This is a genomic window from Pseudomonas sp. xss_2 (assembly GCF_043104195.1).
Lineage (GTDB): Bacteria > Pseudomonadota > Gammaproteobacteria > Pseudomonadales > Pseudomonadaceae > Aquipseudomonas > Aquipseudomonas urmiensis.
Genome location: NZ_JBICKL010000077.1, coordinates 210,656 through 234,003, shown reverse-complemented (window position 1 = coordinate 234,003; position 23,348 = coordinate 210,656). Strand labels below are relative to the sequence as shown.

General features: G+C 61.3%; 21 protein-coding genes. 12 read left to right on the top strand and 9 right to left on the bottom strand.

Going from position 1 to position 23,348, the window contains the following annotated elements; all coding sequences use genetic code 11:
• Window positions 1-108 precede the first annotated feature (108 nt).
• Entirely contained in the window at window positions 109-1,533 is a 1,425-nt protein-coding gene (locus tag ACF8K2_RS19725; RefSeq protein ID WP_392467134.1) for a gamma-aminobutyraldehyde dehydrogenase, read from the bottom strand.
• A gap of 262 nt (window positions 1,534-1,795) precedes the next feature.
• Between ACF8K2_RS19725 and ACF8K2_RS19720 the strand changes: the two genes are divergently transcribed.
• Together ACF8K2_RS19720 and ACF8K2_RS19715 are read left to right on the top strand one after the other, a co-directional pair.
• Window positions 1,796-2,548 (top strand): FadR/GntR family transcriptional regulator, encoded by a 753-nt coding sequence (locus ACF8K2_RS19720; RefSeq protein WP_186554503.1) that lies wholly within the window; start codon window positions 1,796-1,798, stop codon window positions 2,546-2,548.
• A gap of 63 nt (window positions 2,549-2,611) precedes the next feature.
• Window positions 2,612-3,361: a cache domain-containing protein gene (locus ACF8K2_RS19715; protein WP_392467132.1), complete on the top strand. Its 750-nt coding sequence runs from the start codon at window positions 2,612-2,614 to the stop codon at window positions 3,359-3,361.
• Window positions 3,362-3,385: 24 nt separating this feature from the next.
• Here ACF8K2_RS19715 and ACF8K2_RS19710 read toward each other — a convergent pair whose 3' ends face one another.
• Both ACF8K2_RS19710 and ACF8K2_RS19705 read right to left on the bottom strand, forming a co-directional pair.
• A complete protein-coding gene (locus tag ACF8K2_RS19710; RefSeq protein ID WP_392467254.1) occupies window positions 3,386-4,432 on the bottom strand; it encodes a methyl-accepting chemotaxis protein in 1,047 nt (348 codons plus the stop codon).
• A 149-nt stretch (window positions 4,433-4,581) separates the two neighbouring features.
• A complete protein-coding gene (locus ACF8K2_RS19705) occupies window positions 4,582-4,833 on the bottom strand; it encodes a hypothetical protein (protein WP_392467130.1) in 252 nt (83 codons plus the stop codon).
• A 273-nt stretch (window positions 4,834-5,106) separates the two neighbouring features.
• Between ACF8K2_RS19705 and ACF8K2_RS19700 the strand changes: the two genes are divergently transcribed.
• Window positions 5,107-6,729, top strand: coding sequence for a methyl-accepting chemotaxis protein (locus ACF8K2_RS19700; protein ID WP_392467128.1), 1,623 nt, complete (start codon window positions 5,107-5,109; stop codon window positions 6,727-6,729).
• 20 nt (window positions 6,730-6,749) lie between these two features.
• Here the strand turns inward: ACF8K2_RS19700 and ACF8K2_RS19695 are convergent, their stop codons facing one another.
• Together ACF8K2_RS19695 and ACF8K2_RS19690 are read right to left on the bottom strand one after the other, a co-directional pair.
• Window positions 6,750-6,920, bottom strand: coding sequence for a hypothetical protein (locus tag ACF8K2_RS19695; protein ID WP_186554498.1), 171 nt, complete (start codon window positions 6,918-6,920; stop codon window positions 6,750-6,752).
• 200 nt (window positions 6,921-7,120) lie between these two features.
• Window positions 7,121-8,497 carry an amino acid permease gene (locus ACF8K2_RS19690; RefSeq protein WP_392467126.1) on the bottom strand — a complete coding sequence of 459 codons (1,377 nt, stop codon included), beginning with the start codon at window positions 8,495-8,497 and terminating at the stop codon, window positions 7,121-7,123.
• A gap of 381 nt (window positions 8,498-8,878) precedes the next feature.
• Between ACF8K2_RS19690 and ACF8K2_RS19685 the strand changes: the two genes are divergently transcribed.
• On the top strand, window positions 8,879-9,301 hold the full coding sequence (locus tag ACF8K2_RS19685) for a hypothetical protein (protein WP_392467124.1): 423 nt from the start codon (window positions 8,879-8,881) through the stop codon (window positions 9,299-9,301).
• 65 nt (window positions 9,302-9,366) lie between these two features.
• Here the strand turns inward: ACF8K2_RS19685 and ACF8K2_RS19680 are convergent, their stop codons facing one another.
• Window positions 9,367-10,551 (bottom strand): MFS transporter, encoded by a 1,185-nt coding sequence (locus ACF8K2_RS19680; RefSeq protein ID WP_392467122.1) that lies wholly within the window; start codon window positions 10,549-10,551, stop codon window positions 9,367-9,369.
• Window positions 10,552-10,780: 229 nt separating this feature from the next.
• Here ACF8K2_RS19680 and ACF8K2_RS19675 point away from each other — a divergent pair, with 229 nt between their 5' ends.
• On the top strand, window positions 10,781-12,832 hold the full coding sequence (locus ACF8K2_RS19675) for a PAS domain-containing protein (RefSeq protein ID WP_392467252.1): 2,052 nt from the start codon (window positions 10,781-10,783) through the stop codon (window positions 12,830-12,832).
• Between the two features lie 227 nt (window positions 12,833-13,059).
• On the opposite strand, the gene ACF8K2_RS19670 is transcribed toward ACF8K2_RS19675, so the two are convergent.
• Complete coding sequence (locus tag ACF8K2_RS19670) at window positions 13,060-14,394, bottom strand: serine hydrolase domain-containing protein (protein ID WP_392467120.1); 1,335 nt, start codon at window positions 14,392-14,394, stop codon at window positions 13,060-13,062.
• A 143-nt stretch (window positions 14,395-14,537) separates the two neighbouring features.
• Here ACF8K2_RS19670 and ACF8K2_RS19665 point away from each other — a divergent pair, with 143 nt between their 5' ends.
• On the top strand, window positions 14,538-15,458 hold the full coding sequence (locus tag ACF8K2_RS19665; RefSeq protein ID WP_392467118.1) for a LysR substrate-binding domain-containing protein: 921 nt from the start codon (window positions 14,538-14,540) through the stop codon (window positions 15,456-15,458).
• Window positions 15,459-15,579: 121 nt separating this feature from the next.
• Entirely contained in the window at window positions 15,580-16,599 is a 1,020-nt protein-coding gene (locus ACF8K2_RS19660) for a DUF1176 domain-containing protein (RefSeq protein WP_392467116.1), read from the top strand.
• Between the two features lie 3 nt (window positions 16,600-16,602).
• On the opposite strand, the gene paaX is transcribed toward ACF8K2_RS19660, so the two are convergent.
• Both paaX and paaY read right to left on the bottom strand, forming a co-directional pair.
• Window positions 16,603-17,526, bottom strand: coding sequence for a phenylacetic acid degradation operon negative regulatory protein PaaX (gene paaX / locus ACF8K2_RS19655; protein WP_186554490.1), 924 nt, complete (start codon window positions 17,524-17,526; stop codon window positions 16,603-16,605).
• Between the two features lie 77 nt (window positions 17,527-17,603).
• A complete protein-coding gene (paaY, locus tag ACF8K2_RS19650; protein ID WP_392467113.1) occupies window positions 17,604-18,203 on the bottom strand; it encodes a phenylacetic acid degradation protein PaaY in 600 nt (199 codons plus the stop codon).
• Window positions 18,204-18,538: 335 nt separating this feature from the next.
• Between paaY and paaF the strand changes: the two genes are divergently transcribed.
• From paaF to pcaF, 5 genes are read left to right on the top strand one after another with little or no spacing between them, the layout of a single operon-like run.
• On the top strand, window positions 18,539-19,312 hold the full coding sequence (gene paaF / locus ACF8K2_RS19645) for a 2,3-dehydroadipyl-CoA hydratase PaaF (protein WP_392467111.1): 774 nt from the start codon (window positions 18,539-18,541) through the stop codon (window positions 19,310-19,312).
• Window positions 19,313-19,349: 37 nt separating this feature from the next.
• The gene (paaG, locus tag ACF8K2_RS19640; protein WP_392467109.1) at window positions 19,350-20,141 is read left to right on the top strand and encodes a 2-(1,2-epoxy-1,2-dihydrophenyl)acetyl-CoA isomerase PaaG; all 792 of its coding nucleotides are present in this window, start codon (window positions 19,350-19,352) and stop codon (window positions 20,139-20,141) included.
• Window position 20,142: 1 nt separating this feature from the next.
• Complete coding sequence (gene paaH, locus ACF8K2_RS19635; RefSeq protein ID WP_392467107.1) at window positions 20,143-21,660, top strand: 3-hydroxyacyl-CoA dehydrogenase PaaH; 1,518 nt, start codon at window positions 20,143-20,145, stop codon at window positions 21,658-21,660.
• Window positions 21,653-22,108, top strand: coding sequence for a hydroxyphenylacetyl-CoA thioesterase PaaI (paaI, locus tag ACF8K2_RS19630; protein WP_186554485.1), 456 nt, complete (start codon window positions 21,653-21,655; stop codon window positions 22,106-22,108). Before paaH ends, paaI begins: the two co-directional genes overlap by 8 nt.
• Window positions 22,101-23,333, top strand: a complete 1,233-nt coding sequence (pcaF, locus tag ACF8K2_RS19625) for a 3-oxoadipyl-CoA thiolase (protein ID WP_392467106.1) — start codon at window positions 22,101-22,103, stop codon at window positions 23,331-23,333. The genes paaI and pcaF overlap by 8 nt, the downstream gene beginning before the upstream one ends.
• The last annotated feature ends 15 nt before the right edge of the window (window positions 23,334-23,348 follow it).

Genomic DNA, 23,348 nt, shown 5'->3' with positions numbered 1-23,348 from the left:
TTTTATGTCGAGGACGCGTTTGTAGCGTTTTCAATCAGGATTGTTTGGGTAATGGTGCTGCTCGGTGGTGCGCGCCGCCCCGATCAGGTGCGCCGCGCAAACCGGGGGTTAATGCTTGAACATGACGTGGCGCACGCAGGTGTAGTCTTCCAGGCCGTACATGGACATGTCCTTGCCATAGCCGGACTGCTTCATGCCGCCGTGGGGCATTTCGCTGACCAGCATGAAGTGCGTATTGACCCAGGTGCAGCCGTATTGCAGGCGCGCAGCGAGGCGGTTGGCGCGGCCGACGTCGCGGGTCCAGACCGAGGAGGCCAAGCCGTAGTCGGAGTCGTTGGCATAGGCCAGGGCCTGGGCTTCATCAGTGAACGGGGTGATGCTCAGCACTGGCCCGAACACCTCGCGCTGTACGATCTCATCGTCCTGGCGGGCATCGGCCAGCACGGTCGGCTCGAAGAAGAAACCCGGCCCAGGGCCGCGCTTGCCGCCGGTGATCACGCGGATGTGCGGCTGCGCCTTGGCGCGTTCGACAAAGCCTTCGACGCGTTCCAGGTGTTCACGGGTGATCAGCGGCCCCAATTCGGTCTCAGGATCGTCCTGCAGGCCCATGCGCAGGCTGCCAACCGCCTCGCCAAGCTTGCGGACGAACTGCTCGTAGACCCCTTGCTGCACATACAGGCGGCAGGCGGCGGTGCAGTCTTGGCCGGCGTTGTAGAAGCCAAAGGCGCGAATACCCTCGACGGCGGCGTCGATGTCGGCATCGTCGAAGATCAGGACCGGTGCCTTGCCGCCCAGTTCCATGTGCGTGCGTTTGACGCTGCTGGCAGTGCTGGAGATGATCCGCGAGCCGGTGGCCACCGAACCGGTCAGCGATACCAGGCGCACCTTGGGGTGGTTGACCAGTGGCTCACCAACGTTGGCGCCGCGACCAAAGAGGACATTGACGACGCCAGCGGGGAACAGCTCGGCCATGATCGCGGCCAGGGCCAGGGCGGTCAGCGGGGTCTGCTCGGATGGTTTGAGGACCACGCAATTGCCAGCCGCCAGGGCAGGGGCGAGCTTCCAGGCGACCATCATCAGTGGGTAGTTCCACGGTGCGATCGAGGCGACCACGCCGAGCGGGTCGCGGCGGATCATCGAGGTGTGCCCCGGCAGGTACTCGCCACCTGCAGAGCCCGACAGACAGCGGCTGGCCCCAGCGAAGAAGCGGAATACGTCGGCAATCGCCGGAATCTCGTCATTGAGCGCAGCCTGATAGGGCTTGCCGCAATTCTGCGACTCCAGACGGGCCAGGTACTCAGCTTCAGCTTCGATGCGATCGGCGAGTTTGAGCAGCAGCTGCGCGCGTTCCTTGGGCGGGGTCTGCGACCAACTGTCGAAGGCCTGGTCGGCAGCTTGCACGGCGGCATCGACCTGGGCCGTGCAGGCTTCTGGGATGTGCACCAGCACTTCGCCCAGGGACGGGTTGTATACGGCGTAGGGCTCGCCTTGGCCCTCGACCAACTGGCCGTTGATCAGGAGTTTGGTTTGCATGGCGTATTCCTTGGTCGGTCTTATTGGTGGAAGTCGCTTGACGCAGGTCGCGCAGAACCCTGTTGCGGCCCGCTGAATCTCTAAACATATGAAACCATATCTTAATGTTTGAAGTTTGCCAATATCTTCGAAAAGCTCCTTTTGCCCGGTAGAATGAGAAATTCATCGGTATCGGACGGGCGGCCGTTCGCTATAAGATGCGAAACTGAACCTTTTCGCCGAGGCCCCCGCCACGCCTTGCAATGCTTGTTAGGGAGAGGCAATGACTGCCCTGAATACTGCTCGAAATACCGCGTTCATCCGGCTGCGCCAGGAAGGGCGTACCGATGAGGTGGCGCGGCGGCTGGTCGAAGCCATCGAGCTCGGACTGTTCGCCGAGGGTCAGCAACTGCCCAGCGAGTCGGAGCTGGCCCTGCAGCTGGGGGTTGCCACAGTGACCCTGCGCGAGGCTTTGGTGGTGCTGCGTCAGCGCGGCCTGATCGAGACCCGTCGTGGTCGCAATGGCGGCAGTTTCGTCTGCACCCCGGTCGAGTTGCCCGAGGCGTTGCTGATGCAGCGCCTGCGCGAGATGAGCGGCCCCGATCTGCGCGACCTGGGCGATGAGCAAACTGCTATTTCGGGCACTGCGGCGCGCCTGGCAGCCAAGCGCAGCTCACCCGAGCAGCAAGCGCGCATCGCCCAGCATATCGAAACCCTCAGGCAGGCAGGATCGCGCCTGGCCCGCCACCGCGCCGACGCGCGCTTTCATATCGAAGTGGCTGCTGCCGCGCAATCGTTGCGTTTGACCCACGCCGAGATGCGCTTGCAATCGGAAGTCGGAGAGTTGCTGTGGATGGAAGCCGCCGGTGGCGGCGATGTGAGCGTGGTCGAACACGAGCACCAGGCGATTCTGCAGGCGCTGGTCGCAGGTGACGCGGTGTTGGCTGGAGCGTTGGCCGAGGCCCATGTCAGCCGCGGTATCAAGCGCTTGATCAGCTTGCGCCTGGAGCTGCTGGCCCAGGCCGAGGAGCACTGACGCCCCTTACCGCTGTGCCATCGCCCTACAACAAGAAAGCCGAAACCTGCGTGAGGTAATGCCATGTTTGCCCTGAGCGATAACGACCCCTTGTCGGCCTGTGCCCAGCAGCTCGACACCACCCTGGGGACCATTTTCAGCCAGGTTCGCCTGTTGGTCGAAGAAACCCGAGCGCTGTGGCAGCGGGTCCTGGCCGAAGGGCGCCAGCCGCTCGCCAAAGACCTGGCCACCTTGCGTCCAGCCATCGACCAGCAATTGCTGGCCACCGGCGCCTTTGGCTGTGGCGGCGGGGTGATTGTCGAGCCCCATTGCCTGGCCGACCGCGAGATGCACCTGGAATGGTGGTACTTGGCTGATGGCGGCAAGACCCTGCCTCTGCGGCCGAACTTCGACCGTCGCCGGGAGAACTTCTACGACTACACCGCAATGCCCTGGTACCGCCGCCCGCGCGATACCGGCAAAAGCGTGGTGGAAGGTCCGTACGTGGATCTGTACGGTACCAACATGTATGTGCTGACCTTCACCATGCCGATCGTGGTAGAGGGGCGCTTCATTGGCGTCGCCGGGCTGGATTTGTCGTTGCACAACCTTGAGCGCTTGCTGGTACGCAGCCTGATGCGCCTGGACCACGAAGCGGTGCTGATTTCCGCCGATGGCCGGGTGATCGCCTCCAATACCGCCAACTGGATGGTCGGTGATCTGGCTCAGGCCTTGTTGAACACGGTACCGCAGAATGGCGTGCGGTTGGCGTTGGCTGAGTCGCAAGCGGGCTGGTCGCTGGTACGCTTGCCGGCGCTGCGCAAAGCGCCTTGACCTGCGAGCCCAGCCGCCCAGCACTCAGCCGTTGTTACGCTGCTCCAGGCGCTGGGCAAACTGGCCAATCACCTGCACCACTTGCTGGGCGCCTTGATGGATGTCGCCAATCACCGCGCCTGCCTGGTTCGCCAAGGCAACGCCTTGCTCGGTTTTCAGGGTGCTGGAGTGCATGCTGGCAACCGCCTGTTGCGCCAGTTGGCGGTTTTTCCCGACCACCTCACTAATAGCAACGGTTGCCTTGCTGGTGCGTTGGGCCAGGTTGCGCACTTCGTCAGCGACCACGGCAAAACCCCGCCCTTGCTCGCCCGCACGGGCGGCTTCGATGGCAGCGTTAAGGGCCAGCAGGTTGGTCTGCTCGGCGATACTGCCAATCGCATCGACAATGCTGCCGATCTGCTCGGATTGCGCGCTCAGGGCGTTGACCCCGCTGGCCATCTGCTCAAGCTCGTCGGCAATGCTCTGCACCACGGTCACGGTCTGTTGGATCACCGCAGCACCGCGCTGGGTATGTTCATCGGTCGCTCGAGAGGTCTCGAACGCCAGCAGTGCCGCTTGTGATTCGGCCTGGCGCTGCACGACATCGGGGGTAACGTTGGTGGCGAACTTGACCACCCCATAGAGCTTGCCTTGGCTGTCGTAGAGCGGGTTGTAGCTGGCCTGTAACCAGATGCTGACGCCGCGGCTGTCGACACGCTGGAACAGCCCTGTTTTGTATACGCCGCGGTTGAGCTCAGACCAGAACGCTTGATAGCCGTCACTGTGGCTTTCACTGGGCAAGCAGAACATCTGATGATGCTTGCCGCGCACCTGCTCCAGGCGATAGCCCATCACCTTGAGGAAATTTGCGTTGGCGTTGATCACCACGCCATCCAGGTCAAACTCGATAACCGCCATCGAACGATCGATTGCGGTGTTGTAGCTGGATTGCTTGTGCGCCCGCAGCTTATAGCCGTCGATCTCCCGTTCAAAGGTCACCACCGATTCCCGCAGGGCGGCCAACTCACCTTCCAGGGCGGTCTGGTGAGCCTGGGACTTTTGCAACAGTTGCTGGTGGATGCGGGTGCGCATGAACATCTGAGAGGCTCCGAGGGACGATGCTGCGCAGCGGTAATCATCCGAGGAGGAGGGCGGCAGCAGTGGCGCTATTAAGCCATCATGCGCGGAATAATTGTACAAATATCTATCCTTGTACAACTTTTCGCGCTACTGCCAGTCGATCAACCGCTGATTGGGGGGCGGGCCTGTACGGTCTCGGCAACTGCTTCAGCACGGTCGGCGCGTAGGATCGACGCCCTGCGCTGCTCATATTGTTCCAACGTCAGGCCCTGACGGGCGAGGGCTTCGAGCTGCAACTGGCGAGTTTCTTCGGCGCTGTAGGGGCGCAGTTCGGGATGATTGGCACAGCCGCTTAGCACACTAAGGCCAATGGCGATCAAGGTAGCGAAGAGCAGGCGGGCTGTGATGGTCATTGAAGGAGGCTCCTTATTTTGCGCGGGATTGGTGAGTGGCGAGTCAATGACGCAAGGTTAAGGAGGGGGTGTATTTAGTTGAAATTGCTTTGGTCGATAGTGGGTATTGGTTTTGCCTAAGGGTAGATTCGGCGCCGCTTGCGCGGCGCCACGCTAGCGGGAGGCAGAAGCCGTTCGATTATCGAGCACACATCGCCTGTTAGCGCTAAACCTTCCGCGATCAATGCCGAACGTAATGGGTAGTACATTTTGCTGCCACTCGGATGCGTCGCCATGTCACTACGCCACTTCAACATCGCCACTCGCTCTTACTTGAGCTTCAGCCTGATCGCCGCCCTGGTGGTGGTGCTCGGGCTGTTTTCCATCGACAAGATCTCCAGCATGCGCGAAGCGGTGGTGTACACCGAGCAGGTGACCAACGTCGGCACTCGCTACCTGGGCGAGGTGCGCAGCCACATGCTTGGCCTGCGGGTCATCACCCTGCGTATGGCCATCGCCCGCGATCCTGCCCAGCTGGCGCCAACCGTGGCGCGCCTGGAAGTGCTCAAGGGGCTGCTCGACAAAGGCGTACAAGGTTACGGCGCAGTGTTGCCGGCAGCGGGCAAACCGGCATTTGCCGAAATGCAGCAACTGATCGACCAGTACCGGGTGCTGCTCGACCAGTACAAGGACTTGTCCGATGGCAACCAGTTGGCGTCGATGCAGACCATGCTCAGCGGCGCCATGCAGGACATCTCCAACCGCATCGGTGAGCTGTACGACAGCCTGGTCAGGTTCAGCAGCGAAGCCGCCGAGCAGCACACCGCTCAGGCCCGCGCCGATTACCAGCGGGCGCTGTACCTGACCTTCAGCGTCATTGGCTTGGTGCTGGTGCTGACCATTGCCCTGGCCTGGCTGCTGACCCGCAGTATCGTCAGCCCACTGCGAGAAGCCATCCGCGTCGCGCAGAATATCGCCGATGGTGATCTCTCACATGCCGTACAGGCCACTGGCCGTGACGAGGCGACCCAGCTGATGCATGCCCTGGCGGCGATGCAGGCTAGTCTCAAGGATGCCCTGCGGCTGATCGGCGATTCCTCGCATCAGCTGGCGGCAGCCAGTGAACAGATGTCGGCGATTACCCAGCAGACCTCCGGCGACCTCAATCGACAGAGCGACGAGATCCAGCAAGCCGCCACCGCTGTGACCGAAATGAGCGTTGCGGTGGAAGAAGTGGCGCGCAACACGGTGAGCACCTCTGAGATCTCCCGCCAGTCGGAGGACGCTGCACGGCGCGGGCGTGAACGGGTGGGCGAGGCAATCAATTCGATCAGCAAGATGAGCCACGATGTGCATGAGGCATCGCGGCAGATCGAGGCCCTGGCATTGTTATCGCAGCAGGTAGGCAAGGTGCTCGATGTGATTGGCGCGATTGCCGGGCAGACCAACCTGCTGGCGCTCAATGCGGCAATCGAGGCGGCGCGGGCGGGTGAAGCCGGACGGGGCTTTGCCGTAGTGGCCGATGAGGTCAGGGCGCTGGCGGCACGGACCCAGAGCTCGACGTTGGAGATCGAGGAGATGGTCAATGCCATACGCGAGGGCACGGCACGGGTCGTCGAGTCGATGCACAGCAACAGCCAGCAGGTCGGTCATACCCTGCAGGTGGCTGAGCTTGCCGGGCAAGCGCTGGATGAAATCACCAACGGCGCAACCACCATCCACGAGCGCAACCTGGTGGTGGCCAGCGCCACTGAAGAGCAGGCTCAAGTTGCCCGCGAGGTGGACCGCAACCTGCTCAACATCCGCGACCTGGCGGTGCAGACCTCCGAGGGCGCGGATCAGATCAGTGCGGCAAGCCAGGAATTGGCCAGCCTGTCGATCGGCCTTAACAGCATGATGAAGCGTTTCCGCCTCTGAGCTGCGCTCAAGCGTGGCAACTAGGCAAGAAACTCAGACTCCGCAGGGCAAGCGGCCTGCTTGTCCTGCTGGATGCTGGTGTACACCGCGAGACTGCACACCCCGACCAGCCCAACACTGGCCAGCAGGATATCGCCCAGCAGCATACCGACCAGCAGCAGCAATACGGTGATGCGAAAGAGGGTGGTCATGACTGCCTCCGATGCAGATGCGATGGTCTCCAGAGCCTCACCATAACGTCCTGCCCGCCAGAGTGCAGCCCGCTTGAGCGGAGCTGGCACTCCTTCCCTCTGATTTGGCAGATCGAGCGTCGCCGGCGCAGCCTCAGGGTGTGTAGGAGCGGGCTTGCCCCACGATGAGGCCAGACCCGCCACCCCCAACGCCGTAGCAATTAGCTCCCGGCATAGCCGACCGATTTCCCCGCCAACCGGCCACGCATCACGAAATACGCCGCCACCACAATCAACGACGTCACCGTGGTGAACCAGAACTGGAACCGCGACGCCGGATCGAATGCCTGAGTAACGATCACCGCCAACAGGGCGAACAGCGCAACGATGTTGGCGTACGGGAAGAACCACGCGCGGAACGCGCTCGGGTCCACCGGCTCATGCCGGGTTTTCCAGCGCATGGCCAAGTGGGCAATGATGATGAAGATCCACACGATCATCACGAACGTGCCGCTGCTTTTGGCCAGGGTCATGAACAGGTCACCACCGCTGACGAAGTGCACGGTCAGAATCAACAAGCAGATACTCAAGCTGAGCAACAACGCGTTCAGCGGCACCCCTTTGGAGGTAGTGCGCGAGAACAACTTCGGCGCATGGCCACGCTGGCTCAGCGAGAACAGCATGCGCGAGTTGGAGAACATGAACGAGTTCATCACCGACATGAACGAGATGAACAACACGATCTTCATCGCCACCGCGGCACCGCTGAAGCCAGCCAGGGTGAACAACGAGACATACGGTGAGGCCAGGTTGGCGGTGTCGGTCCAAGGCAGGCACAGGATCAGGATCGACACGGAGCCCACATAGAAAAGCATCACCCGCAGGATCACGCTCTTGATCGCGCGAATGACGTTCTTGCGTGGATTTTCCGATTCACCGGCCGCCACGGCGGCGATTTCACTGCCGCCCAGCGAGAAGATCACCACCACCACACCTGCCATGACTGGCGACAGGCCATTGGGCATGAAGCCGTCGTGAGCAGTCAGGTTGACCCAGCCAGGGGAGGGGATGTCGCTGTGCAGGCCAAGCAGGATCGAGATGCCCAGCGCCATGAAGATGACAATCGTGGCCACCTTCATTGCCGCCAGCCAGTACTCCACTTCGGCGAAGGATCTGACCGAGTAGGCGTTACTCGCCATCAGTGTCACGAGCATGATGAAAGCGCCTGCCCAGATCGGTAGCCCAGGCAGGAAATCATTCAGGATTGCGCCTAGTAGCACTGCTTCCAAGGTGATGGTCAACATCGACTTGAACCAGTACAACCAGCCGACAGCAAAGCCTGCCCATTCACCGAGGTAGGTGTTGGCGTAGGTGGAGAACGAGCCGGCATCTGGGTTGCGACAGGCCATCTCGCCCAGCATGAACATCACCAAGGTGACCACTATGCCGCCGATGAAGTACGACAGAATCGCGGCAGGCCCGGCCGAGGCAATCAGTTTGCCCGAGCCCATGAACAGCCCCGCGCCGATCACCCCGCCCAGCGCGATCATGGTGATATGCCGTTGTTTGAGGCTTTGCTTCAGACTGTTGGAATGCATTTCCTTGTCCTCTCTTATTATTCGGGAGGAGTCGGCGACATTTGCGCAGCGCACCAATCGGTGTCGCCCGCAAAGACTGTCGCCCCCCAACGCAAGCATCGTCGTGCGCCTGCGTCCACGCCCTGTAGCCTTTCTTTAGGCAATGGCTATCAGGCTGGCCACCTTGGACAAGGCCGGCGCGTAGCTCAAGCGAATTCTGCGCACAACATCCTGCGAATTTTTCTTGAGGGCGGTGCTTGCAAAGCGGCGGCGACAGTCGATCCAGCTAGGGGAACTTGATCGGGTAGTTCGATCAGGCAATTGCCATTGCCATCGTATTGACGGCTGCCTGCCAGGCTTGTCGGCGCTATTCTTAAACCTCGAACCATCGAGGTATCTATCATGAACAGGTTGCTGCTAGGGCTAGCATTAACGCTGGTTGCTGGCTGTCAGACGCCGATGCCCGTCGCCAATCCGCAGATGGCCTGGGTCGATTTCTCGACGCCATTTCCCAACGACAGAGTGCTGATGGCCGAACGCTTGGATAAACAGCGCCTGCGCGATGGGCGGTTTTTTCAAGTGACCCCGGGTCGTCATGAACTGGTGGTCAGGTTCGATTACGAAGTCAACGGTGGCGCAGGCATCAGCCTGATGGGTGGCACCACGGTTCGCCAATGCTACCTGACCGTCAACTACCCGCATTTCCAGGCGGGCCAACGCTATGTTCTTGAGGCGCGCTCGATGGCACTGACGCCGGAAGCGCGGTTGTACGATGCCAAGGGCGAGGTGGTTGCAGAGGTTAGCGAGTTTTATTGCTTGATGTGATGCCTGCCGGCAGAGCGCTGGCAAACCAGGTCTTTGCCAAGCGCTGCAGTTCACCGTTAGCTTGCTCAGCCACCTTTCATGCGCCGTGCCATCAGAAATATCCCAAGGCCTATCAACGCGGTAACAGCACCGATGTAGCCAGTACTTGTCCACCCTGAACCGGCCGTGATCGCCATACCGCCAAGCCAGGGGCCGAGTGCATTGGCCAGGTTGAAGGCAGCGTGGTTGGACGCAGCAGCCAGGCTTGGAGCCTCGTGTGCAATGTCCATCAGGCGAATCTGCAACGGCGCGGCCAATGCGATCATCGTACCGACCAGCCCAATCCCGAAAAGGATCGACCAAAGCGAGTTAGCTGCGACGGTAAAGAACAGCAGCACGGCGATCGACCACACCAAGACGTATCCCACCGCGCGAAACTGGAATCGGTCGAATAGCTTGCCACCTGCGATGTTGCCGATGATGCCGCCGATCCCGAATGCTGCCAGGCCGAATGGAATCCACTCGGGAGAAACTTTGGTCACCTCGAGCATCGTTGGCGCCAAGTAGCTGAAAACGGTGAACATGCCCGCAAAGCCAATGGACGCTATCGCAAGTGCCATCCAGACTTGCGGAAGACGAAACGCCTGAAGCTCCTTGCGCGGATCACTCCGGACTTCATCCTGAGGCTGAGGTACCAAGCGCCAGATCAGGGCAACGGTGCAAACGGCGATGGCCCCAACCAGCACGAATGCCGAGCGCCAGCCGAAGGATTGACCAAGGAACGTGGCGACTGGATTGCCTAGGAGCATGGCGAGGGTCAGCCCCATCATTACCCTGGCGACGGCGCCAGCGCGTTGGTTGGTCGGCACTATGCTTGAGGCCACCACCGCGGCGATACCGAAGTACGCGCCATGAGGCAGGCCACTGATGAAACGGAACGTGACCAGCCCACCGAAGGATGGCGCAAAGGCTGTGGCAAGGTTGCCGATAGCGTAGAGCGCCATTAGCAGGAGCAGCATGTGTTTGCGCAGAAGTTTGGCGCCCAGTATCGCGAGCACAGGTGCCCCAACCATTACGCCCAGAGCATAGGCACTGATCGCATGACCAACTTGAGGCTCACTCAGCTGCAAGTTCCGGGCAATTTCGGGCATCAGGCCCATGATGGCAAACTCGCCGGTGCCGATTGCAAAGCTCCCCAGAGCCATTGCCGCTTCCATCTTGGCAGCAGTGCTTCTGGCGGGCAGGGCAGGTGGCACTTGATGAACAGACATCTAAATCCTTAGCGAAACACGCTGAAGCGTTAAAGCTGCAGATGGTAGACAATACGCCATAGTCGCGTCGAGGGTAGTCGTCGCTGATTCTTTGAAGGCAGTATGCTTTTGCTGTGCATCAGCGTAGATAGAATGGCGACGGTGGCATCGAGGTTGACAATGTTATCCATGGGCTAATGGCCCAAGGCTTCGACAAGAGGACGTTATGGAGCGCCAACCCCCTGGCCCTATGCATGACATGGATGTTCCGGCATCACACAATCAAGGCCATGCCTTTGCAACGGATGCATCAGAGCGTTTGCAGTTGGCACTCGATGCTGGCGCGATTGTCGGTACCTGGGTGTGGGATATCCCGGCTAACCGTGTGACCGCTGACGAGCGCTTTTCCAGATCCTTTGGACTGCCTGCGCACAAGTGCATGGCCGGCATTCCTATCGAGGAGGCGTTTTCGTCTATTCATCCAAACGACCGTGATCGCGTCACGACCGACATCCAGGAAGCCATGCGTCGCGGCGGTGCCTACCGGTGTGAATACCGCGTTCGACAGCACGACGGTAACTACCGTTGGATCGAAGCCAATGGCCGGGCGGAGCTCGATGAACAGGGCAGGGCGATCAGGTTTCCCGGGGTTCTCATGGATATTGAATCCCGTCGCTCAGCTGAGGCTGAGCGTGACAGGATGTCGGCATTGCTGCGCACATTCACTGCCGCCGTGCCCGGTGTTGTCTACGCCAAGGATCTGGAGGGCAGGCTACTTGTAGCGAACCATGGCGCCACGCAACTGATCGGCAAACCGCCAGAGTTTTACCTGGGCAAAACCGATCTGGAGTTTCTTGAGGACAAAGCCCAGGCACGTCAGGTCATGGAAACCGATCAGCGCGTGATGCAGGGTGGCAAAGCGGTGCAGATCGAAGAACGGGTCGATATGCCGGACGGTACAGCGACCTACTGGTTATCAATGAAAGCGCCACTTTGCGACGATGCGGGGGAGGTCATTGGGCTGATCGGCTCGTCCATTGACGTGACTGCGCGCAAGAATGCCGAGTCGCAGCTTGTAGAACTCAATCGCACCTTGGAAGCACGGATCGAGGAGGCTGTGGCCGAGCGGGAAGCGATTCAAGCGGCGCTTCGACAATCTCAAAAGATGGAAGCGGTTGGCCAGCTGACAGGAGGGATCGCTCACGATTTCAACAATCTATTGGCGGGGATCACAGGTAGCCTGGATCTGGTCAAGCGCCGTTTGAAGCAGCGGCGCATTGCCGATGTTGAACGTTATCTTGGGGTGGCCCAAGGCGCCGCCCAGAGAGCGGCATCGCTGACGCATCGGCTCCTGGCATTCTCTCGTCGCCAAACGCTGATGCCTCTTCATATCGACGTGAACAGCCTGATCAGCGATATGCAAGAGCTGATCAGCCGCACAGTAGGGCCCTCGATCAAATTGAAGGTGGAACTGAGCGCGAAATCGAGTATTTGCCTGGTCGACCCGGCACAAGTAGAGAACTCGCTGTTGAACCTGTGTATCAACGCCCGCGACGCATTAGCCAGCAGCGGCTGCATTGCCATTACCACGTTCAACCAAGAGTTGGTACTAGGGCCAGAATTGGATCCTGAACTGCCTCCCGGAAATTATTTGACGATTTGTGTCGCTGACGACGGAATTGGCATGAGCGCCCAGACGCTTTCCCGCGCATTCGAGCCGTTCTTCACCACCAAACCAGTCGGGGCCGGTACTGGTCTTGGCTTATCGATGATCTATGGCTTTGCCAAACAATCAGGAGGCCAGGTCAGGATCGAGTCAGTTGAGGATCACGGCACCCGTGTTTATCTTCAGTTGCCTAGCCAAACGGCCCGAATCACGGCGCCGGAGCGTATGGAGCCACTGGATGAGACGACATTATCTGCATCAGGTGAGACAGTGTTGGTCGTCGATGACGAGCCATCAGTGCGCATGTTTGTGAGCGAAATGCTAGATAACTGTGGGTACCGGGTTGTCGAAGCCGCCGACAGCCTCGCTGGCCTTCAGTTACTTTGTTCAGACACTCAAATCGACTTGCTCGTGACGGACATAGGCCTGCCGGGTGGTATCGACGGTAGACAAATGGCAGATGAGGGGCGTAGAGCCAGGCCTGGATTGCCAATTTTGTTCATGACGGGCTATGCGCAGCCAAATGTGCTCGACAGCGTCCAGCTTGAACCTTGCACTGCGGTGCTGACCAAGCCTTTTTCACTTGAGGCGCTAATGCTGAATATCAGGGCATTGCTCAGGAAAAACGACTGCTAGATCGTGAGGATGTTGAGCGCCTGTGGGCGCGGGAGCGCCTGTGGGCGCGGGAGCGCCCGCGAAGTGGCCGGTCCAGTTAATCGGTCACGTGTCGAGACAGGCAACGGCGCTGCAGCGAGTGGGCTGCGTGAGGATATTACTAGATTTAACATAATATACATTATGCGTAGTTTAATATGAAGGTGCGGCCCTGGTTCCCACCAGATCCAGAGCTACACCACAGCGATTTACTGCTTTTGATTCAGCGCCTCACTCACTGCGTTCACGAACAACGCCTGTTCGTCATACAACGAGCTTGGTGTCTCGGCATTCTTCCAGGTCGACCATTGCACCATCACCAGATGCTCAGCTGGATTGATCGCGATCGTCTGCCCGTAGATGCCCAGCGCCCAGAATGTTTGCTCGCTGGTGGCGGTCTTCTTCGGTTCGGCATCTGCATCCGGCGCCGGCGCGTTGTACCACCATTGGTAGCCGTATTGACCATTAGGTGCGGCTTTGGTTACCGAGCCTTTGGCTGTAGTCCAGTGCGTCGAGCGTGCAAGCCAATCGTTGGGTAGCAACTTTTCGCCGTTCGGCAATTGGCCGCCGCTGAGCACGAACTGGCCGAAGCGTCCCCAGTCACGCAGCGTGGCATTGAAGCCGTGTCCGCCCATGTCGACTTTACCCGGTACCAGTGCGTGCCAGACGCCATCTTGCTGCATGCCATAGCGGCTCCAGATCTGGCTTTCCAGGTACTTGGCGATGGTCTGGCCAGTGGCGTTCTCCAGCACGCGGCCGACCAGCAAGGCGCCGCCGGTGTTGTATGACCAGACTTCGCCAGGCTTCACCCCGGGCTTGCGCTTGACCGATTTGACCAGGTTGAGCACGCAATCGTAAGGGTCTGGCTTGGCCTCGCATTGGGTCATGTGGGAGAAATCAGAGTCTGGCGATGCGTAATTCTCATCCCAGACCACGCCTGAGGTATGTTGCATCAGCTGATGCAGGGTTACGTCCTGCCACTCGGTGCCTTTGAGTTCGGGGATATACGCGGTGATCTTGTCGTCTACCGACTTGATCTTGCCGTCTTTTATAGCTACCCCCACCAGCACGCTGACTACCGACTTGGCAACTGAGCGTGAAGTCCACAGGGTCTGGGCAGTGTTGCCTTTGCCGTAGTATTCGTAGGCAATTTTGCCGTCTTTGAGCACCAACAGCCCGGTTACGCTCTGGTTTTCCAGGTAGTCGGCAAGCCCCTGGTGCTTGCCCTCCAGGCTGTATTGGACGTTGCTGAGCAGATGATCCGCTGCTGGTAACGGACTTGGCGTGGCGCCCTGGGTAGAAAATACATCCCCTTCGTACAGGCGGTAGGTATTACGGAACCCCACTACTCGGGTGTCTTGATCCCAGGTCAGCATGTTCTTGGCTTCCGGCAGCACTTTGTCGAACGGCTGCGGGCATGTGTGCAGATTGGGTACGCCGCACGGGCCCTTGCTATCGGCAGCCTGGGCGGTGCTGGCTGCCAGGGCTAGCGCAAGGATGGAAAATACAGTGGACGGCTTGATTGTTATTGGTGTTGCCCGCATGGGGTTTTCCTCAAGTTTTGCTGTGCGTGGGACACTTCACGGGGCTAGCCCGCGCCCACCGTGAGTCTCAGCAACTTGAACGGCGCGGAAAAGAACAATAAATTGACTGCCACTAATACAAAAACTAATACCCCGAGGCGCGCATGGCCATCGACCGGCTTCCCCCACTCAATGCCATCCGTGCTTTCGAGGCTGCGGCGCGGCTTGGCAGTTACGTGGCGGCGTCACAGGCTTTGCATGTGACTCAGCCTGCGATCGGTCGCCATGTGAAGAATCTGGAAGACTGGCTGGGTGTGCGTCTGCTTGAGCGCAGCCCGCGCGGCGTCACCCTGACGTTGCTAGGTGCGCACTATTACCAAGCGGTATCGCAGGCACTGCAGATCCTTGCCGACGCCAGTGCCCGCCTGGCCGGGCAAGACAACCAGCGTTGGCTGCGCATCCTGTGCGTACCGGCCTTCGCTTCACGCTGGTTGACCCCGCGGATCGACAGTCTGCGCAAGCTGCGACCTGACCTGAAGATCGCCATCGAGCCCAATGCCTCGTTTACTGCAGTGGATGCCAGGCAAGCTGACCTGGGTATTGCCTATGGCTTGCCTGGCGAGCTATCGGGCGTGCGTGAGGTCTTGATTCGCCCGGCAGTGTTTGCCGTCTGCTCGCCCAGCTTTCTTGCGCAGTTGCCAGGGCCGCTGACGATTGCCGATTTGCCCCCAAACAAGCTGATTCACGTCGATGACGGCACATGGTGGAACAGCTGGTTCGCCGCCAATGGCCTGCGTGTGCGGGTCAAGTCCGATGCTTCGCACATGAGCAATGACATTGTGCTCAACCTCGCAGAACGGGGCCATGGCATCGCGCTGGCAACCGAGGTACTGGTTCAGCGCGAGCTTGAGCAAGGTACGCTGATACGCTGCCTGGATCAGGCAGCGCCGCTGGAAAGTTATCAGGTTCTCACGCCGTCCCAGGCACCAAACGAGGATGCGCTGTGGTTCATCAATTGGCTTAAATCCAGCCTGCGCGAGGCATTTCCCCAGGCCAGAGTTGAATCCGTGGGCGTTCTCCCATAAGGTACTGCCCTGCCCTATATTATAATTTTCAGTGATAACTCAACTAAATATTCATTTAGTTGAGTTATATAATATTCAAAAGCACCCCATCCCTACTGAAACGCTCTCTACAAGGACGTCCATGAAGCTTCAATCGCTGTGCTGGCCTTTTTGGGCGCTCAGTACGCTAGCCTGCGCCGCAGTGCCCGATGACGGTCTGGTCTTCTCCCACAAGGACTGGGACCTCGCCTGCAACAAGTCTGGCCAGTGCATCGCGATGGGTTACTCCCCGGGCGATGGCATCGATGGCATCAGCCTGGGCCTGCAACGCGAGGCTGGCCCCAACACCGCTGTCACTGGCACGTTGATGTTCGCCAACCTCGGTGGCGAGCCCCCTGTCCCGCCGGTACAACTGGTGATCGACGAGGTGGTCGTGGGTACCCTGCGCGATGATGCTTCGGATTTTCATATCGAGCACGACCAGGTCTTGGCCCTGCTCGCTGCGCTGCCTGGCAGCACGCAGATCAAGGTGGTCGACTCCCGTGGGGCTGTGCGCACCCTCTCGGATGCCGGCGCTGCGGCAGTGCTGCTGAAAATGGATGAAGTTCAGGAACGGCTCGGCACGCCAGGCGCGCTGGTCAGCCGCGGCGCTGAGGATGAGCAGCTGGTACCAGGGCCAAGGCGCGCAGCGCCGCCTATCGAGCGCCCGCCCTTGGTTGACAATCGCCCTGAAGACCAGGCCTTAGCGCAACTCCCGGTCTTGCGCCAAGCCCTGCGCCAGACCTTGACCGGCCCTCGCCAGTGCCCCGATCTACAAGACTCCAGCCGTGCGCTGCCACTGACCGTGGAGCGGCTCGATGAGCAGCGTGTGCTGGTCGCCACGCAATGCCGGGCCAACAGCTTCAACACGGCCAACGGTTACTGGGTGGTCCAGGATCAGCCGCCCTACGCTGCGCAATTGGTCACCACTGAAGCCACACAATTCGAACGGCGCATGGCCCAGATCAGTTCCTGGCAAAAGAAGCGCGCCCTGGATGACTGCTCCACGCTGTCGTTCTGGGTTTGGAACGGTGCGCAGTTCGAGCTGTGGTACCGCAACGGTTACAACCGCTGCCGAGGCTTCAGATACGGCGCTTGGGGGATGCCGACCTACGTACGCTGAGCTTCAGGCCAAGCCGCCGAAACGCTTGTAGAAGCTCTCGTTGACATCCGGCAACGGCCCGTCGGCGGTCTCCAGGGCGCTGTTCAGCCACTCCTCGGCCTTGGCGCACACCAGTCGATACAGGTTGCGGCACAGCTGGCGGGCAGCCCTACCCTCCCAATCGCCCGGCAGCAACTCATCTGGCAGTTGTGGGTCACGCAGCAGTAGCCGGCGATATTCATGGATCAGCAGTGTGCGCGCCAGGAAGCAGTCCTGGGCGTCAAGCGCTTGCTGTTCCTTGAGGGCTTGCCACAGCGGCCGGAACAGGCGGATGAACTCGCTGTAATGCTCGCCCAGCTCCTCGATCCGCCAGCTTTCGCGAACCTGGGCGCGCATGGCTTTAGAGGCCAGCACTTCCTGGGTGTGGGTTTCAAAGACGATGCTGTCGTCGGTGGCGTCCAGCTCACGCAAGGTTGCGGCAAGATCACTGCGGTCGGCGCGTGGGCAGCCCAGCACGTTCGGCGCGATCGCACCATAACCTTGCCACTCCAGCTCTTCGCGAACGGCCTTGCGCTTGCTGGCTTCCAGCTGCGACAGCAAGACCAGTGTCCAGGCGCCATCCCAGGCCGGCAGGCTTGGGCTGTAGACCCGCTTGAAGGCCTTTTCGAAACGCCGCCGGCCAGTGCCGGTGAGGCTGTAGTAGCTGCGTCGGCCGACCTTTTCGGCGGTCAACCACCCTTCTTTGCTCAAGCGGAAGATCGAGGTGCGGATCAACCGTTCATTGATGCCGATTGGCTCGAGCAGATTGATCAGGCTGCCCAGCCACACCGTGCCGCCATGCGGCTCGATGGCGTCGCCATACAGGGTGATGATCAGCGAACTGGCGCGGATTGGCGTCTGTTCCTGGAAACGGGTGATCAGCGTATTAAGGGGGGCAAGGCTGCTCATGGGAGAACTGGAAGCGGATGGAACCCCGACTATACCTGCACGCCGCCCTGCCTGGCCATTACGTGGCAACGCTTGGTTCATGCACCCTGCTCCGCTTTTGGCCGCAAGCCCGAGTCACCCATGCGCGGTCGCAGCGCTTCGACTTCGGTCAGCGGCGGGCACTCGACCAGCGCGGCCATGCAGCGCTTGGCCAGCAGCTGATATTCGGCGGTACCCCGTTGCTTCCAGGCGATTTCCTGGTCGCTGAGCGTGCGTTTGGCCTGGGCCGGTGAGCCGACCACCAGGCTTTGCTCAGGGCATTGGAAACCTGCCTTGACGAACGCCGTGGCGGCGACGATGCAGCGTGGCGCGATGAAGGCGCTGTCCATCACCACGGCGTTCATGCCCACCAGGGCGTCCTCACCTACCCGGCAACCGTGCAGCACCGCGCCGTGGCCGACATGCCCGTTGCGCTCTATGACCGTATCGCCGCCAGGAAAGCCATGCATCACGCAGGTGTCCTGCAGATTGGCGCCCTCCTCCAGCACGATGCGGCCAAAGTCGCCGCGCAGTGAGGCCAATGGCCCTACGTAGCAGTGTGGACCAATGATCACGTCGCCAATCAGCACAGCGCTTGGGTGTACGTAGGCAGTGGGATGGATTACCGGTGTCAGGCCGTCCAGTCGATAGCAAGGCATGTCACACCTCTCCACATGATTCGAAATGTGTACCGATCATGTATCACAATAAAACTGATCGTCAATCTCGAATTTCCTGTATCGCTTTCAAGTGCTGGGTGGGTCGATCAGCAAAACCCTTATTTTGCGGGCGTTAGGCTGATAAAGACTGAGCCTAGTCAAAATCACTTACCAACTACAGGACACAGAAAACAAATTATGATGTTGCAGTTATGTATCGCATAAGGCATATACTTGGCGCACCTGAGCAGGCGTCGTGCTGCGCCCCCTGCTCCTGCAGACAATTCCAATAAATGCCGGCCTCAAGGCCGTGCGTGCAGCCTGAGGAACCCAACATGCCTCGCTACCTCGTTGTGCAGGCGCCTGAGGACGGCGTCCGTCTGATCACCCTGCAGCGGCCCGAAGCGCTCAATGCGCTGAATACCGAACTGCTCGCGGAACTCGCCACCGAGCTGGACAGCGCCGACCGCGACCCGGCGATCGCGGTGGTGGTAATAACCGGCAACCGGAAAGCGTTCGCCGCCGGTGCCGACATCCGCGAGATGGCCGAGCGCGACCTGGTCGGCATCCTCAATGACCCGCGGGTCGCCCATTGGCAGCGGATCGCCGCCTTCTCCAAGCCGCTGATCGCCGCCGTCAACGGCTTCGCCCTGGGTGGCGGTTGTGAGCTGGTGATGTGCGCCGACATCGTCATCGCTGGCGAAGATGCACGTTTCGGCCAGCCGGAAATCAACCTGGGCATCATCCCCGGCGCCGGCGGCACCCAGCGTCTATTGCGCGCAGTCGGCAAGCCACTGGCGATGCAGATGGTGTTGACCGGCGAGTCGATCAGTGCCCGCCACGCCCAGCAGGCCGGTCTGGTCAGTGAAATCAGCCAACCCGAGCTGACTGTTGAGCGCGCCATGCAGATTGGCGGGGCGATTGCCCGCAAGGCGCCGCTGGCGGTGCGTTTGGCCAAGGAAGCGCTGCTCAAGGCCGCAGACACCGACCTTGCCACCGGCCTGCGCCTGGAGCGCCACGCGTTCACCCTGCTGGCCGGCACCGCCGACCGCGCCGAAGGCATTCGCGCCTTCCAGGAAAAACGCCCGGCCCAATTCCTGGGCCAGTAATCGGCCCATTCCCATCGACTGACGGAGCGAGTCTGCAATGACTTTCGAGCACATCCTGTTTTCCATCGAGGACGGTGTCGCCCTCCTCTCGCTGAATCGGCCCGACCAGCTGAACAGCTTCAATACCCAGATGCACAAGGAAGTGCGCGAGGCCCTCAAACAGGTGCGCCAGGACCCGCAAGTGCGAGTGCTGTTGTTGACGGGTGAAGGCCGCGGTTTCTGCGCCGGCCAAGATCTGTCGGATCGCAATGTCGCACCAGGCGCGCAAATGCCCGACCTGGGCGAGTCGATCGAGCAGTTCTACAACCCGATGATCCGCACCCTGCGCGAGCTACCGATGCCGGTGATCTGCGCAGTCAACGGCGTGGCGGCGGGGGCCGGGGCGAATATCCCGCTGGCCTGCGATCTGGTCCTGGCAGCGCGCTCGGCAAGCTTCATCCAAGCCTTCTGCAAGATCGGCCTGGTGCCCGATTCTGGGGGCACCTGGCAATTGCCGCGGCTGATCGGCATGGCCCGGGCCAAGGCGTTGGCCCTGCTCGGTGAGCGGTTGAGCGCGGAGCAAGCCGAACACTGGGGGCTGATCAATCGGGTAGTCGATGATGCTGCACTGCGCGACGAGGCCCTGAGCTTGGCACGCCACCTGGCAACCCAGCCGACCTACGGCCTGGCCCTGATCAAGCGCGCCCTGAATGCCAGCTTCGACAATCGCTTCGACCAGCAGTTGGAGCTGGAGCGGGACCTGCAACGCCTGGCCGGGCGCAGCGAGGACTACCGCGAAGGCGTCGCTGCGTTCATGGACAAACGCCAGCCAGCATTCAAGGGGTGCTGACATGAGTGTGTTCAACACTAATACCCGGGTTGCAGTGATCGGCGCCGGTGCCATGGGCGCCGGCATCGCTCAGGTGGCGGCCCAGGCCGGTCACCCGGTGCAGCTCTACGACAACCGCCCCGGCGCGGCGGCCCAGGCGCTGCAAGGTATCGATCGGCAGCTCGGGCGGCTGGTCGAAAAAGGCAAGCTCGACGCCGCCGAGCGCGAGGCGATCAGCGCTCGCCTGCAGCCGGTCGAATCGATAGAAGCATTGGCCGATGTACAGCTGGTGATCGAGGCAATCGTCGAGAGCTTGCAGGTCAAGCAGGACTTGCTGCGCCAACTCGAAGCGCTGTGCGCCGACGATTGCATCCTCGCCAGCAACACCTCATCGCTGTCGATCACCAGTCTTGCGGCGGTGCTGCGCCGGCCGCAAAGGGTGATTGGCATGCACTTCTTCAACCCCGCGCCGGTCATGGCGTTGGTCGAGATCGTCAGCGGCCTTGCCACTGATCCGCAACTGGCTGCCCGGCTGTATCAACTGGCCAAGGCCTGGGGCAAGCAGCCGGTACATACCCGTTCCACCCCTGGTTTTATCGTCAACCGGGTCGCGCGGCCGTTCTACGCCGAAAGCCTGCGTCTGCTCCAGGAAGGCGCAGCGGACTGCGCCACCCTCGATGCGCTGCTGCGCGATGCAGGCGGTTTTCGCATGGGCGCGTTCGAGCTGACCGACCTGATTGGCCACGACGTCAACTATGCCGTGACCTGCTCGGTGTTCGATGCGTTCTATGGCGACTTCCGCTTCCAACCTTCGCTGGTGCAAAAAGAGCTGGTCGATGCCGGCCGCCTGGGGCGTAAGAGCGGCCAGGGTTTCTACGACTACCGCGAAGGCGCCGAGCGCCCGCCAGCAGCTGAGCTTCAGAGTACGACGCGAATCGATCGTTGTGTAGTGGAAGGTTGCCTGGGGGTGATGCAGCCATTGCTGCAGCGGCTCAAAGCCAGTGGCATCAGTGTCACTGAACGACCAGGCAATGGCCTGCTGCGCGTGGGCGATGCGACCTTGGCGCTGTCCGACGGTCGCCTGGCCAGCCAGCGCGCACGCGAAGATGGCCTGAGCAACCTGCTGCTGGTCGATCTTGCCCTGGACTACACCAGCGCAGCGCGCATCGCCATCAGCAAGGCGGCGGACACCACCGCCCAAGCGCAGGACCAGGCGATTGCCCTGCTGCGCCAAGCAGGTTTCAGCGTGAGCGAGGTTGCCGACCTGCCAGGCCTGGTGGTGCTGCGAACCGTGGCAACCCTTGCCAACGAGGCGGCGGACGCCGTGCTGCAAGGCGTCGGATCAGCCGCTGATATCGATCTGGCCATGCGCGCTGGGGTCAACTACCCCTGCGGCCCGCTGGCCTGGGCTGAGCACATTGGCCTGGGCTACACCCTGCGCGTGCTGCAGAACCTGCAAAACAGCTATGGCGAAACCCGCTATCGCCCTTCCCTGCTGCTGCGTCGCGTGCATGCCCAAGGAGGCCATCTGCATGACTGAAAGCCAACGCACCCCCGATGAACTGGCCCGCGCCTGTAGCGACGCGATGTTCTCCCGCGACCGAGCGACCCAGGCCATGGGCGCTCGCCTGCTCGACAGCGGCCCAGGCCGTGCGCGCCTGAGCATGCAGGTCCGGGCAGACATGATCCAAGGGCACGGCACCTGCCATGGCGGTTACCTGTTTGCCTTGGCCGACTCGGCGTTCGCCTTCGCCTGCAACAGTTACGACGAAGCCACGGTGGCCCAGGGCTGCAGCATCGATTACCTGGCCCCGGCGGTTGAGCACGATGTACTCACTGCCACTGCCAGCGAACTCAGCCGCAAAGGCCGCACCGGCCTGTATGACGTCAGGCTGGAAAACCAGCGGGGTGAGCTGATTGCCCTGTTCCGCGGTAAATCCTACAAAGTGCGCGGCACGGTGCTGGCGCAGGAGAGCAAAGATGACTGACCAGACCCGCAACGATGCGCTGATCATCGACGCCGTGCGTACGCCCATCGGCCGCTATGGCGGTGCCCTCAGCACGGTACGCGCCGATGATCTTGCAGCTGTGCCGATCAAGGCGCTGATGGCGCGTCACCCGCAGTTGGACTGGAGCGCTATCGATGACGTGATCCTTGGCTGCGCCAACCAGGCCGGGGAAGACAACCGCAACGTGGCCCGCATGGCCACCCTGCTCGCCGGATTGCCGCAGGCGGTACCGGGCACCACCCTCAATCGCCTGTGTGGCTCAGGGCTGGACGCCATCGGCAGCGCAGCCCGCGCCCTGCGCTGTGGCGAGGCTGGGCTGATGCTGGCAGGCGGGGTCGAATCGATGTCGCGCGCGCCGTTTGTCATGGGCAAATCCGAGCAGGCGTTCGGCCGTGGCGCCGAGCTGTTCGATACCACCATCGGCTGGCGTTTCGTCAATAAGCTGATGCAGGCCCAATACGGCATCGACTCGATGCCTGAGACCGCCGAGAACGTTGCCGCCCAGTTCGCTATTTCCCGCGCCGATCAGGACGCCTTTGCCTTGCGCAGCCAGCACAAAGCCGCTGCTGCCCAGGCCCGCGGCCGTTTGGCGCAGGAGATCGTGCCGGTCGAAATTGCCCAGCGCAAAGGCCCGGCGAAGCTGGTCGAGCACGACGAGCATCCGCGCGCCGACACCACCCTGGAGCAACTGGCCAAGCTCGGCACGCCGTTCCGCGGTGGTGGCTGCGTTACCGCTGGCAATGCGTCGGGCGTCAACGACGGTGCCTGTGCGCTGTTGCTGGCCAGCAGCGCAGCCGCCCGCCGCCATGGTTTGCAAGCGCGCGGCCGGATCGTCGGCATGGCGGCGGCGGGTGTCGAGCCGCGAATCATGGGCATTGGCCCGGTGCCGGCGACCCACAAGGTGCTGGAACTGACCGGCCTGGCCTTGGCCGACATGGACGTCATCGAGCTCAACGAAGCCTTCGCCGCCCAAGGCCTGGCAGTGCTGCGTGAGCTGGGCCTGGCGGACGACGACCCGCGGGTCAACCGCAATGGCGGTGCCATTGCCCTCGGCCACCCGCTGGGCATGAGCGGGGCGCGGCTGGTCACCACGGCGCTGCACGAGCTGGAAGAAACCGACGGGCGCTACGCCCTGTGCACCATGTGCATCGGCGTCGGCCAGGGCATTGCCCTGATCATCGAGCGCCTCAGACCAACGGACTGAGACTGAACCTGCTAC